This window comes from Paraburkholderia sp. GAS38 (genome assembly GCF_050434965.1).
Lineage (GTDB): Bacteria > Pseudomonadota > Gammaproteobacteria > Burkholderiales > Burkholderiaceae > Paraburkholderia > Paraburkholderia phenazinium_A.
This window is the reverse complement of the sequence record NZ_JBNDJO010000008.1, coordinates 278,286-291,034: the sequence shown is the minus strand read 5'-3', so window position 1 is coordinate 291,034 and position 12,749 is coordinate 278,286. Positions and strand designations below refer to the sequence as shown.

9 protein-coding genes are annotated in these 12,749 nt (G+C 63.2%); 6 read left to right on the top strand and 3 right to left on the bottom strand.

Annotated features, from left to right (window positions below):
- Positions 1-16: 16 nt before the first annotated feature.
- Positions 17-2,173 carry a methionine--tRNA ligase gene (gene metG / locus P3T42_RS20805; protein WP_429307101.1) on the bottom strand — a complete coding sequence of 719 codons (2,157 nt, stop codon included), beginning with the start codon at positions 2,171-2,173 and terminating at the stop codon, positions 17-19.
- 365 nt (positions 2,174-2,538) lie between these two features.
- Positions 2,539-3,189, bottom strand: coding sequence for an OmpA family protein (locus P3T42_RS20800; protein ID WP_074302070.1), 651 nt, complete (start codon positions 3,187-3,189; stop codon positions 2,539-2,541).
- Positions 3,190-3,455: 266 nt separating this feature from the next.
- Between P3T42_RS20800 and apbC the strand changes: the two genes are divergently transcribed.
- From apbC to P3T42_RS20775, 5 genes are all read left to right on the top strand, one after another.
- A complete protein-coding gene (gene apbC, locus P3T42_RS20795; protein ID WP_074302069.1) occupies positions 3,456-4,544 on the top strand; it encodes an iron-sulfur cluster carrier protein ApbC in 1,089 nt (362 codons plus the stop codon).
- Positions 4,545-4,673: 129 nt separating this feature from the next.
- Complete coding sequence (locus P3T42_RS20790; RefSeq protein ID WP_074302068.1) at positions 4,674-5,207, top strand: superoxide dismutase family protein; 534 nt, start codon at positions 4,674-4,676, stop codon at positions 5,205-5,207.
- Between the two features lie 335 nt (positions 5,208-5,542).
- Positions 5,543-6,112 (top strand): dCTP deaminase, encoded by a 570-nt coding sequence (dcd, locus tag P3T42_RS20785; RefSeq protein WP_012432068.1) that lies wholly within the window; start codon positions 5,543-5,545, stop codon positions 6,110-6,112.
- Positions 6,113-6,202: 90 nt separating this feature from the next.
- Positions 6,203-8,488: an Orn/Lys/Arg decarboxylase N-terminal domain-containing protein gene (locus P3T42_RS20780; protein WP_429307100.1), complete on the top strand. Its 2,286-nt coding sequence runs from the start codon at positions 6,203-6,205 to the stop codon at positions 8,486-8,488.
- 2 nt (positions 8,489-8,490) lie between these two features.
- Positions 8,491-9,204 (top strand): lysozyme inhibitor LprI family protein, encoded by a 714-nt coding sequence (locus P3T42_RS20775; RefSeq protein WP_429307099.1) that lies wholly within the window; start codon positions 8,491-8,493, stop codon positions 9,202-9,204.
- Here the strand turns inward: P3T42_RS20775 and P3T42_RS20770 are convergent.
- On the bottom strand, positions 9,146-9,844 hold the full coding sequence (locus P3T42_RS20770; RefSeq protein ID WP_429307098.1) for a winged helix-turn-helix domain-containing protein: 699 nt from the start codon (positions 9,842-9,844) through the stop codon (positions 9,146-9,148). The genes P3T42_RS20775 and P3T42_RS20770 overlap by 59 nt on opposite strands.
- A 260-nt stretch (positions 9,845-10,104) precedes the next feature.
- Between P3T42_RS20770 and P3T42_RS20765 the strand changes: the two genes are divergently transcribed.
- A complete protein-coding gene (locus P3T42_RS20765) occupies positions 10,105-12,696 on the top strand; it encodes a glycosyl hydrolase family 18 protein (protein WP_429307097.1) in 2,592 nt (863 codons plus the stop codon).
- The last annotated feature ends 53 nt before the right edge of the window (positions 12,697-12,749 follow it).

Below are 12,749 nucleotides of genomic sequence, written 5' to 3'. Positions count from 1 at the left end.
CGAAACCTGCTGCAGCTTACTTCACCCGCATGCCCGGCTTCGCGCCGCTGTGCGGTTCGAGGATGTAGAGACCCGGTTCGGCTTTCTCGTCAGTGGCGGACGCCGCCAGCACCATCCCTTCGGACAGGCCGAACTTCATCTTGCGCGGCGCGAGGTTCGCCACCATCACCGTTAGCTTGCCGATCAGTTGTTCCGGCTGATACGCCGACTTGATGCCGGAGAACACGTTGCGGGTTTTTTCCTCGCCGACGTCGAGTGTCAGTTGCAGCAGCTTGTCCGAGCCTTCCACCGCACGGCAGTCGACGATCTTCGCAATGCGCAGGTCGATCTTCGCAAAGTCGTCGATCGAGATGATGCCGGAGCCGTCGTCTTCAGCGCCGGCTGTAGCTGCCGGAGCCGCCGCCTTCGCTTTGGACTTGGCGTTAGCCTTGGTTGTCGCGTCCGCAGGCGCCGCAGCGTCAGTGGCCTGCAGCGAATCGCGGTTCGCGGCCAGCAGCGCTTCGATCTGCTTCGGATCGACGCGCGTCATCAGATGCTTGTACGCGTTGATCGGATGCGCGGAGCTGAGCGGCACCGCGACGTCGGACCACCTGAGCGGCTCGATGCCGAGGAATCCTTCGACGGCTTCCGCGAGCTTCGGCAGCACCGGCTTCAGCGCGAGCGACAGCAGGCGGAACGCCTCGACGCTGACGCTGCAGGTTTCATGCAGGGCGACCGAGTTGGCCGGGTCTTTCGCCTGATCCCACGGCTTGGCCGTGTCGACGTAGGCGTTCACCGTGTCGGCCAGTTCCATGGTCTGGCGCAGCGCGCGGTTGTACTCGCGTGCTTCGTAGTTGGCCGCGATCTGCGGAACCGCCTCGCGCAGCGTACCGAGCAGCGGATGCTGCATCGCGCTGTCCTGGACGCGGCCGTCGAAACGCTTGATCAGGAAGCCCGCCGCACGGCTCGCGATGTTCACGTACTTACCGACCAGATCGCTGTTCACGCGCGCCTGGAAGTCGTCGAGGTTCAGGTCGAGGTCTTCCATCGTGCTGTTGAGCTTGGCCGCGAAGTAGTAGCGCAGCCATTCCGGGTTCAGGCCGGTGTCGATCACGCTTTGCGCCGTGATGAAGGTGCCGCGCGACTTCGACATCTTCGCGCCGTCCACGGTCAGGAAGCCGTGCGCGAACACGTTGGTCGGCGTGCGATGACCCGAGAATTCGAGCATGGCCGGCCAGAACAGCGTGTGGAAGTACAGGATGTCTTTGCCGATGAAGTGGTACTGCTCCGCTGTCGAGCCTTTGCGGATCCACGCGTCGAAATCGATGCCGCGTTTTTCGGCAAGGTTCTTGAAGCTCGCGTAATAGCCGACCGGCGCATCCAGCCACACGTAGAAGTACTTGCCCGGCGCGCCCGGAATCTCGAAGCCGAAGTAAGGCGCGTCGCGCGAGATATCCCAGTCGGCGAGCCTGGCTTCGCCGGCGTCGCCGAGCCATTCGCGCATCTTGTTGGTGGCTTCGGGCTGCGCCAGACCGCCGACCCAGCCGCGCAGGAAATTCTCGCAACGCGGATCCGAGAGACGGAAGAAATAGTGCGTCGAAGTCTTGCGGATCGGCGTGGCGCCCGACACCACCGAGTACGGGTTGATCAGCTCGGTGGGCTGGTAGGTCGAACCGCACACTTCGCAATTGTCGCCGTACTGGTCTTTCGCGCCGCACTTCGGGCACTCGCCCTTGATGAAGCGATCCGGCAGGAACATTTCCTTGACCGGGTCGTAGGCCTGTTCGATGTCGCGTGCCTCGATCAGGCCCGCATCCCGGAGCGCCGTATAGACGGATTCGCTCAGAAGCCGGTTCTCTTCGGAGTCGGTCGAATAGTAATTGTCGAAGGAAATGCCGAAGCTGTCGAAGTCGCGCTTGTGCTCTTGCCAGACGCGGTCGATCAGTTGCTTCGGCGTGATGCCTTCCTTTTCCGCCCGCAGCATGATCGGCGTGCCGTGCGTGTCGTCGGCGCCGACGTAGTAGACCTCGTGCCCGTGCATTCGCAGCGTCCGGACCCAGATGTCCGTCTGGATATATTCGACCAGATGGCCGATATGGATTTGCCCGTTCGCATACGGAAGGGCCGACGTGACGAGAATCTGGCGACGGCCGGACGGCGCGCCTGCGGGAAGACCGGTTGCGGGTGCTGACATAGGGAGTGTGAGGGCTTGCGAGAGACGAAACTTCGATTCTAGCAGGGCGGGCGCGGCGAGCAGCCCAGCTTGACCGGCTCTGGCGCGCGGAGCCGGCACCAAAAAAAACCGGGGCTATGGGCCCCGGAGCAACAACGACAAGAGGAGAATGGTGCCGCGGCGGCATAGCCACGCACGTACCGTAAAGACAGACAGCGGATTTTCCGGAGAGTTCGAAATTTTTTTCGACTCGCGGATGGAGACAGCGGGAAACCCGCGGGGACTCTCCATGCAACCTGCTACGACCCTTTCGGGCGGTTTTTACCGGCCGGGAAGGTCTACCCCGGCCGTCCTGCCCGCCAGCCCATTCCCATCTTGGTTAGCTGTTACTGAGCGTGCTGAGCGGTGGCGCGCAGATAGATTTCCACACGACGGTTCGCGGCACGGCCGGCATCCGTGTTGTTGTCGGCAACCGGATTGTTCTGACCCATGCCTTCTGCCGACAGGCGCTGCGGATTGATGCCGCGCTGACCGAGGTAGCCGGTCACGCTTTGCGCACGGTTGACCGACAGCGTCTGGTTATACGCCGGCGAACCGGTGCTGTCCGTATAGCCCACCACTTGCGCGATGATTTCCGGATTCTGCGTCAAGGTCTGCGACAGTTGATCGAGCACCGGTGCGAACGACGGCTTGATTGCGTAGCTGTTCGTGTCGAACGTGACCGAGCTCGGGATGTTCAGCTTGAGCGAACCGTCCGGCTGTTCGGTGATCTGCGTGCCCGTGCCCTTGGTGGCGCCCGACAGCTTGTTGTGGATGGCCTGCCAGTTGTAGCCGGTGATGCCGCCCACCGCAGCGCCGACGCCGGCGCCGATGGCCGCGCCCTTACCGCCGCCGAAGATTGCGCCGAGCGCGGCGCCCGTGCCGGCACCCACGCCTGTACCGACGGCGGTGTTGGTGCCTTGCTGGGTTGCGCAGCCTGCCAGCAGCGAGCCGGCTACTGCGAATACTGCGAAGCGAGTCATGACTTTTGCGTTCATTTTGAATCCTCTTGATTATTAAAGCGGGTCGACCGCAATGGAGACCGGACAGCAACTGCACGAAGAAGGGTCTTCCGGCACGGCTTGGCGCCAGCCACTACAATGATGTCTGAAGCGAGCAGCGATGCGACCCTCTAGCCTGCTGCTGCCGAAGGGTGCCCGGCAAGGCCGATTTTCGCAATGCCGCATAACAATTTCTTTCAATTTCCGGACGGTGGCCGAAACTTCGATTCGGCCGCGCCCCAAGTGTTCCCCACGGAGTCTCAATGAGCATTGATCGGGCATTGGTCGACGCCGCCCTCGCGAGCGTCGCTGACCCCAACACGGGCCGCCCGTTTGCGGCGGCGAAAAATCTCAAGAACACCGCTATTGATGGTGCCACGGTTAGCGTCGACCTGGTACTCGGCTATCCGGCCAAACGTCAGTTTGAAGCGCTCCGCACGCTGGTTGAAGACGCCTTGCGCGCCGTGCCGGGCGTCGCCGAAGCGCGTGTGCAGGTGTCGCAGCAGATCGCGGCGCACACCGTGCAGCGCGGCGTGAAACTGTTGCCGAATGTGAAGAATATCGTCGCGGTGGCGTCGGGCAAGGGCGGGGTCGGCAAGAGCACGACCGCGGTGAACCTGGCGCTGGCGCTCGCGAGCGACGGCGCCTCGGTAGGCATTCTGGATGCCGACATCTACGGTCCTTCGCTGCCCATGATGCTCGGCATCGAGGGCCGCCCCGAATCGCAGGACGGCCAGTCCATGAATCCGATGCGCGGCCACGGCATGCAGGCCAATTCGATCGGCTTTCTGATCGAGCAGGACAATCCGATGGTGTGGCGCGGCCCGATGGCGACTTCCGCACTCGAACAACTGCTGCGGCAGACGAACTGGGAAGATCTCGACTACCTGATCGTCGACATGCCGCCGGGCACCGGCGACATCCAGCTCACGCTCTCGCAGCGCGTGCCGGTGACGGGCGCGGTGATCGTCACCACGCCGCAGGACATCGCGCTGCTCGACGCGAAGAAAGGCCTCAAGATGTTCGAGAAGGTCGGCATTCCGATCCTCGGCATCGTCGAGAACATGGGCACGCATATCTGCTCGAACTGCGGTCACGAAGAGCACATCTTCGGCGCGGGCGGAGGCGACCGGATGGCTAAGGAATATGGTGTGGAGGTGCTCGGGAGTTTGCCGCTCGACATCGGCATCCGCGAGCAGGCCGACTCCGGCCGGCCGACCGTGGTGGCCGATCCGGACGGGCGCATCGCCGGGATTTACCGCTCGATCGCGCGCAAGGTGGCGATCCATATCGCCGAGCGGGCCCGCGACATGACCTCGAAGTTTCCCAATATCGTTGTCCAGAACACCTGAAACGCCTTATGCGGGGCAGGTGAGGCGGGCGGAAGGCGTAAAACGCACCTCCGCTCGCGGTATCATGTCGACTTCATCAGGTTCGGCTCGGCGACCGCAGGGGCGGCCGGCGGTCGACAAGAGGATCGCATGGGAAAACGAATCGACGGGCAGGCGGTGCATGCGTTCATCGTCCTGGCTGCCAGCAGTCTGCTGTTATGCGGCTGCACTGCATTCCTGAGACCACAGGAAAAACGCGCCGAGGCACAACTGGTGCCGGCCGTGGGAAGCCAGACGCGCGGTCTGGTGACTTTCATCGAGCGTTCGGACGGCGTACAGGTGACCTACAACCTTTCCGGCTTGCCGCCCGATAGCGACCACGCCCTGCAGGTGCACGAGCGCGGCGACTGCAATTCGGTAGACGGTTCGAGCGCGGGCGCGGTATTCGCCCCGGCGGCCGAGCGGTTGAAGATGGGCGCGCGCGTCGAAGGCGATCTCGGCAATATTCATGCGGATTCGAACGGTGTGGCCACGGGCTTTATCGTGGCGCCGGACGTATCGCTCGACGGCATCCGCTCGGTGCTGCAGCGCGCGGTCGTCGTGCATCGCGACGCCTCCGATCCCTACGCCTGGCCGCAACACGGCGCGGGCGCGCCGCTCGCCTGCGGCGTGATTCGCCAGTAATGCCGGCCTGCCGCTTCATGTTCATGGCGCAGAGTGCGCGCCAGACCAGGCTGACGACGCGGCTTGTTGCGTCGCAGCAGAATTGTGTCAAGATGCCGTCCAACGCCCGCGTAGCCGGGTTGCGCGGCGACCGGCGGCCGGTCTGCGGTCGCGCGGCCGCACACTGAGCGGCGCGCGCTCGTACGCTGGCAGAGCAGATTTGCCGCAGTTGCGGCAGCATCGCGCCGATCGCGTAAAATAAGCGCCTTTCGTCCGGCAGCACGTGGCCCCACGGGACCTTCGCCGGATTTCACTCCGCATTCACCCCGAATTTATCCGTCACGCAGCGTTCAACTATGACCATCAAATCCGACAAGTGGATCCGCCGCATGGCCGCGTCGCACAACATGATCGAGCCGTTCGCGCCCGACCAGGTGCGCGTTTCCGAGGACGGCCGGAAGATCGTCAGCTACGGCACGTCGAGCTACGGCTACGACATTCGCTGCGCGGACGAATTCAAGATCTTCACGAATATCAACTCAACCATCGTCGATCCGAAGAACTTCGACGAGAAGTCGTTTGTCGATTTCAAGGGCGATGTCTGCATCATCCCGCCGAACTCGTTCGCTCTCGCGCGCACGGTCGAGTATTTCCGCATTCCGCGCAGCGTCCTGACCGTGTGTCTGGGCAAATCCACTTATGCGCGCTGCGGCATCATCGTCAACGTCACGCCGTTCGAACCGGAATGGGAAGGGCACGTGACGCTCGAATTCTCAAATACGACACCTTTGCCTGCGAAAATCTACGCGAACGAAGGCGTCGCCCAGGTGCTGTTTTTCGAAAGCGACGAAATTTGTGAGACGTCGTACGCGGATCGCGGCGGCAAATATCAAGGTCAGCACGGCGTGACGTTGCCCAAAACGTGACGCCCGCAGCGTACTGACCCACCCGGAAATACAGGTGACCGCTGCTCTTTACCCAGGAAAGCAGCGGTCGTTCCTTTTGGAGAATCGCCCATGAAGTTTCGTTTTCCCGTCGTCATCATTGACGAAGATTTCCGCTCCGAGAACATCTCGGGTTCCGGCATCCGGGCTCTCGCCGAAGCAATCGAGAAAGAAGGCGCGGAAGTGCTCGGGCTGACGAGCTATGGCGATCTGACCTCCTTCGCGCAGCAGTCGAGCCGTGCGTCGTGCTTCATCCTGTCGATCGACGACGATGAACTGCTGCCGTATGTCGACAACGTCGCGGTCGAGGGCGAGACGCCCGAGCTGGCCGCCGCGATCGTCGCCCTGCGCGCGTTCGTGACCGAAGTGCGCCGCCGCAACGCCGACATTCCGATCTTCCTGTACGGCGAAACGCGTACCTCGCGCCACCTGCCCAACGACATCCTGCGCGAGCTGCACGGCTTCATCCACATGTTCGAGGACACGCCGGAGTTCGTCGCGCGCCATATCATCCGCGAGACCAAGGTGTACCTGGATTCGCTCGCGCCGCCGTTCTTCAAGGAACTGGTGCAGTACGCGGACGAAGGCTCCTATTCGTGGCACTGCCCGGGGCACTCGGGCGGCGTGGCGTTCCTGAAGAGCCCGCTTGGCCAGATGTTCCACCAGTTCTTCGGCGAGAACATGCTGCGCGCGGACGTGTGCAATGCCGTCGACGAACTCGGCCAACTGCTCGATCACACCGGCCCGGTGGCCGCGTCCGAGCGCAACGCCGCGCGCATTTTCAGCGCCGACCACGTGTTCTTCGTGACCAACGGCACGTCGACTTCGAACAAGATCGTCTGGCACGGCACGGTGGCGCCGGGCGACATCGTGCTGGTGGACCGCAATTGCCACAAGTCGATCCTGCACGCCATCACGATGACCGGCTCGATTCCGGTGTTCCTCACGCCGACGCGCAACAACTTCGGCATCATCGGCCCGATTCCGCGCAGCGAGTTCGAGCCGGAGAACATCAAGAAGAAGATCCTCGCGAATCCGTTCGCCCGCGAAGCACTGGCGAAGAATCCGGATCTCAAGCCGCGCATCCTGACCATTACGCAGAGTACCTACGACGGCGTGATCTACAACGTCGAAATGATCAAGGAGATGCTCGGCGACTGGCTCGACACGCTGCACTTCGACGAAGCGTGGCTGCCGCACGCCGAGTTCCACGAGTTCTATCAGGACATGCATGCGATCGGCGCGGGCCGTCCGCGCATCGGCGCGCTGGTGTTCGCGACGCACTCGACGCACAAGCTGCTGGCCGGCATTTCGCAGGCGTCGCAGATCGTCGTGCAGGACTCGAAGAACAGCCGCTTCGACAAGCACCGCTTCAACGAAGCGTATCTGATGCACACTTCGACGAGCCCGCAGTACGCCATCATCGCCTCGTGCGACGTGGCCGCGGCGATGATGGAAGCGCCGGGCGGCACCGCGCTGGTGGAGGAGTCGATCGCCGAGGCGCTCGATTTCCGCCGCGCGATGCGCAAGGTCGACGACGAATACGTCGACGACTGGTTCTTCAAGGTGTGGGGGCCGGAGGCGTTTGCGGAAGAGGGCATCGGTTCGCGCGAAGACTGGATGCTGCGCCCGAACGACGCGTGGCACGGCTTCGGCCCGCTCGCCGAAGGCTTCAACATGCTCGACCCGATCAAGGCGACCATCGTCACGCCGGGTCTGGACATGGACGGCGGTTTCGGTCAGACCGGCATTCCGGCGGCGATCGTCACGAAGTACCTGGCCGAGCACGGCATCATCGTCGAGAAGACCGGCTTGTATTCGTTCTTCATCATGTTCACGATCGGCATTACGAAGGGCCGCTGGAACTCGATGGTGACCGAGCTGCAGCAGTTCAAGGACGATTACGACAACAACCAGCCGCTGTGGCGCGTGTTGCCGGAGTTCGTCTCGCATCATCCGATGTACGAGCGCGTGGGTCTGCGCGATCTGTGCCAGCAGATCCACATGGTCTACCGCGCCAACGACATTGCCCGCCTGACCACCGAGATGTACCTGTCGAGCATGGAGCCGGCCATGAAGCCGTCCGACGCGTTCGCCAAGCTCGCGCACCGCGAGATCGACCGGGTACCGATCGACGAACTCGAAGGCCGCGTCACGTCGATTCTGCTCACGCCGTATCCGCCGGGCATCCCGCTGCTGATTCCGGGCGAGCGCTTCAACAAGACGATCGTCAACTACCTGCGCTTCGCGCGTGAGTTCAACGAACGCTTCCCGGGCTTCCATACGGATATCCACGGGCTGGTGGGCGAGACGATCAACGGCCGCATCGAGTACTTCGTCGATTGCGTGCGCGGCTGAAGATGGCACGGTTGCAACGGATCGGCGGCGCCTGGCTGTTGGCCGCCGCCGTGGTGCTGACGATGGCGTCGACGGTGACGTCCAGCGCGCGCGCCGAAGTGGCCGCGGCCGATCCGATCGACGCGGCGATGCGCGCGTGTCTGGCGCGCAGCGACATGTCGTCGACTGCCGGGCAATTGCAGTGCATGGAGACGGCCCGCTTCGGCTGGCAGGCCGCACTGAACACGGCATGGCAGCAACTGCTGGCGAAGCTGCCGCCGGCGCGGCATAAGCCGTGGGAAGACGCACAGGCGCGCTGGCAGGCATCGCGCGATGCGCAGGCGCCCTTGCTCGACGCGGTCTTCGCGACCCGGCAAGGCACGATGTACCAGTTGGCCGAGGCCGACATGCAACTGCAGCCAGTGCGCGACCGCGCGCTGGCCCTGCGCAGCGCGGTGGCCGGTGCGGCGACCGGCGCGGCCGCTCCGGTTCGTCCACGTCCCTGCAACGCAGATGCGCTGTGCGAACACGCGACCTTCGATATGAACCGTTACTACCGCCGTTTGCTGGCGAAGATGCCGGCGCGTGCCCGTCCTGCTCTCGTGCGGGCGCAACGGGCGTGGACTGCTTACCTGGTTGCTGCGAGTGCGGTGACCGATGAATCCGGACGGGTCGATATCATCGGTGCGCGGGTGGCGACGTTAAAGCGCTTGTCGGAGACTGTCGGCAGCGCCTGAACCCAGGGACGGGGGACTGTTGCGCACCCCCGGACTCCACTGCGGCAACAAGGCGGCGGCCTTCTTCCGCTGCGGCGACGAGGCGACGGTCGGACCGCACGTGTTTCAGCCCGACGACGAGCACAGTCGACCCAACGAGCACTGCACCGATGAGGGCCACGACACGCAGGGTCATGCGTCGGTTCGCACACCATGACATCCTGCCGGCGCAACGGGTCGATTGCCGCCACCGTGCCGCGGGCCATAGGCGCGGGGCGCCGCGAGCGGCGTCGATCAACGGCGGATCGATCTGCTCCGGCAATGGGGCCGCGGCGGCCTCTTCAATCTTGCAGGACAGGCCGGACGGCACGAATCGATAACCGGCGCGCGGCAGGGTTTCGATATGGTCGCCCAGATTGAGCGGCCGCAGCGATTTACGCAGCCGGTAGACCAGTTGCGTCAGATAGAGCTCGTCCATGAGCGCTGCACGCTGTCCCCAGATCGCGCCCATCAGTTGTTCTCTTGTGCACAAGGCGGGTGCATGTTCCACCATGAGACGTAACGCGACTTTCTCCTGGCCTGAGACCCGGGCCGTGATGTCGCCACGCGTGACACGTTCATGCTGCCAATCGAACCGGACGATGTTGCAGTTTTTTTCCATGGAGTGCTCTCACGTCGTCAACTGGCACGTAACGTAGCAGAGAAGGGACTGTGTACCAATGGAGCCATGGCAGGCTCGCAGAAATAACTTCTGCGGCGAATAGGACACCCGACTTTCCATATAGGTTCGCCCTGGACAGGCGTTTTTCCATGTGTTTTCCATGTTCCGCACCGCTTCGGCCGACGAGGATGAGTGCGTCGTTTCAATTGCAGAACACGCTGTGATTGAGCGACGTCCACTGACTCATCTACGAGGTTTTTATGAGACTTTTCAACGAAGTCGTTGCCGGCACAACGCCCTTGCAGGCACAACGGGCAAACAGCAAGCTTGTCTATGACGGCGATCCTGGCGACCAGGCCGGTGCCCAGGGCGCGACGGAACAGAAGTACCAGCAGAACGGCTACAAGGCCGCCACCGAGGTGGAGAAGTTCAGCTATACCTCGGGCCGTGTCGCGAAGCGCGTGTATAACCGCTATGCGTCGAATGACCTGACGGTGTTCGGCTACTACACAGACTGGTCGCAGTACGACGGCCGGTATGACGGCCTGTTCGCCGACGATCAATGCGGCCGCGGCATCGATCTGATGCTGCTCGATCCGAACGCGTACGACAAGCTCGTGCTCGGCTTTGCAGGCATCGTCGGCGACAAGGGCGAAAAGCAGCAGACGATCAATCGGGCCGCGAGCGACTTCGCTCGCAAGAACGATGAGGCGACCTTCGTCGATGCCTGGGGCGATGTCGCTTCGTACCGCAATTGCGGCTTCCCTGGCTGGGTCAGCAACGACTACAAGATGTTGTTCGATCAGAAGACAGCGCAGGGTGTGTTGGGCGGCTTGCGCAAGCTGAAGGAGAAGAATCCGAAACTCGTGCTCTCGTTCAGCATCGGCGGCTGGACGATGAGCGAGGCGTTTCACTGGGTCGTGGCGTCGGCGGAGCGCCGTCGTACGTTGATCTCCAGCATTCTCGATATTTTCAAACGGTTCCCGATGTTCGGGGAGATCGATCTCGACTGGGAATATCCGGGCGCAGAAGGCAATGCCGGCAATACCTACACCGACAGCGACACGCCAAACTTCAAGGCGCTCGTTCAGGAACTGAGGCAGGCGCTCGATACCGGGGGCCGTGCCGACGTGTTGATCAGCATTGCCGCATCGGCCGCGGTGAAAAAGATGCAGAAGGCCGACCTGAAGGGGATGCTCGATGCCGGCGTGTATCGCATCAACCTGATGACCTATGATTTCTTCGGTACACCGTGGGCGCCGGCGCTTGCGCATCACACGAACCTGCATCCAGGTCATCCGGACAACGCCGATGAGTTCAGCATCGATGCCGCGCTCGACTATCTCGAGCAGACCGGCGTGCCGCTCGGTCGGGTCGTGCTCGGATATGCGGCTTACAGTCGCAGCGCGCGCAATGCCGAAATCAGCAACTGGTCGCCGCTCACCGGCACCTACACGCCTGGCAGCGGTACGACCACCGGCAGTTTCGAATCCGGCACCACGGAATGGTATGACCTGATCTATAACTACCTCGATCTGGAGCACCAGACGGGTATCAATGGCTTCAACGTCTACACCGATCAGACGGCCGATGCCGACTATCTGTACAACCCGCAGACGAAACTCTTCCTCTCGGTCGACACGCCGCGCTCGGTCAAAGCGAAGGGCGAGTATGTACGCAGGCGTGGTCTCGCGGGGCTCTTCACCTGGACCATCGAGATGGACAACGGCGTGCTCGCCAATGCCGCCCGCGAGGGGCTCGGCAATCAACTGGTCAAGCAGGCCATCGATATGGCGCCGTTCTACTTCGAGGGCGTGAACGTGGGCGGCGCCAACAGGCCGCCGGTCGCTGCGATCGACGGCCCGCTCGAGGCGTTCGAAGGCGACACGGTCCAGTTCACCGGCAAGCGTTCGAGCGATCCGGATGGCGACACGTTGACGTACCTGTGGTCGGCACCGGGACTGCCGTTCGACGGCGCGACCGTGGCCGAGGTCGAGGGTATCGTGCCGGTGAACGGCGCAGGCGCCAGTTACACCGTGACACTGACTGTGGACGACGGCCACGGCAAGCGCAACGCCGCCTCGGTCAGCCTGCGCGCGAAGACAAAGGGTGGACAACCGCCTGTCGCGCTGTTGACGGTGCAGCTAGCGTCGGGCACGCCGTTCCAGGTGTCGGGCGCCGCTTCGTTCGACCCGGACGGCGATCCGCTGACGTATGCATGGAGTGCACCGCAACTCGCGTTCGACGGTTCGGCGGAAGCGACGGTCAGCGCCGTGGTGCCATCGGTGGACAAGCCCACCGACTACCGGATCCAGCTCTCGGTCAGCGACGGCTCGGCGAAGTCTGACGAGGCGATTTACCTTGAGGCGATGCCCTCGGCCGGCACGTCGGTGCAAGCGGTGATCACCGGCAAGGCGAAGGTTGAAAGCGGCGGCCCATTGAGCCTCTCGGGCGCCGATTCGAGCGGGCCCGAGCCGTTGGTGTACAAATGGTCCGCGCCGGGGCTGCCGTTCGACGGCTCCAGCCAGGTCAGCATCCAGGTCACGGCGCCAGCGGTCGCGAAGGACACCGACTATCCGGTGCAGCTCACGGTGACCGGCCACGGTGGCGATGGGGCGCAGTCTGTCGCGTCGGTCACGGTGACAGTGCACGCGAGCGGCAGCAGTGGTACCTGGTTGCCGCAAAGCTATCCGGGCGACTCCGAGGTCACACACGATTACAACGGGCAAGGACTGCACCGGTACCGTGCGAAATGGTGGACCGCAGCGGATAACGAGCCGGGTGATCCTGCTTGCACCAGCACCTCGGCGGACGGCAACGACAAGGTATGGCTCGATCTAGGCAAGACCTGATAGCCAGGCTCGACTGAGACAGCGCTAAGCTGCTCGCGCCGCGGTGTACGCAA

Excerpts from the sequence above, each read along its gene's own strand:
- metG (WP_429307101.1), bottom strand. The coding sequence starts at position 2,173 with ATGTCAGCACCCGCAACCGGTCTTCCCGCAGGCGCGCCGTCCGGCCGT.
- P3T42_RS20800 (WP_074302070.1), bottom strand. The coding sequence starts at position 3,189 with ATGAACGCAAAAGTCATGACTCGCTTCGCAGTATTCGCAGTAGCCGGC.
- apbC (WP_074302069.1), top strand. The coding sequence starts at position 3,456 with ATGAGCATTGATCGGGCATTGGTCGACGCCGCCCTCGCGAGCGTCGCT.
- P3T42_RS20790 (WP_074302068.1), top strand. The coding sequence starts at position 4,674 with ATGGGAAAACGAATCGACGGGCAGGCGGTGCATGCGTTCATCGTCCTG.
- dcd (WP_012432068.1), top strand. The coding sequence starts at position 5,543 with ATGACCATCAAATCCGACAAGTGGATCCGCCGCATGGCCGCGTCGCAC.
- P3T42_RS20780 (WP_429307100.1), top strand. The coding sequence starts at position 6,203 with ATGAAGTTTCGTTTTCCCGTCGTCATCATTGACGAAGATTTCCGCTCC.
- P3T42_RS20775 (WP_429307099.1), top strand. The coding sequence starts at position 8,491 with ATGGCACGGTTGCAACGGATCGGCGGCGCCTGGCTGTTGGCCGCCGCC.
- P3T42_RS20770 (WP_429307098.1), bottom strand. The coding sequence starts at position 9,844 with ATGGAAAAAAACTGCAACATCGTCCGGTTCGATTGGCAGCATGAACGT.
- P3T42_RS20765 (WP_429307097.1), top strand. The coding sequence starts at position 10,105 with ATGAGACTTTTCAACGAAGTCGTTGCCGGCACAACGCCCTTGCAGGCA.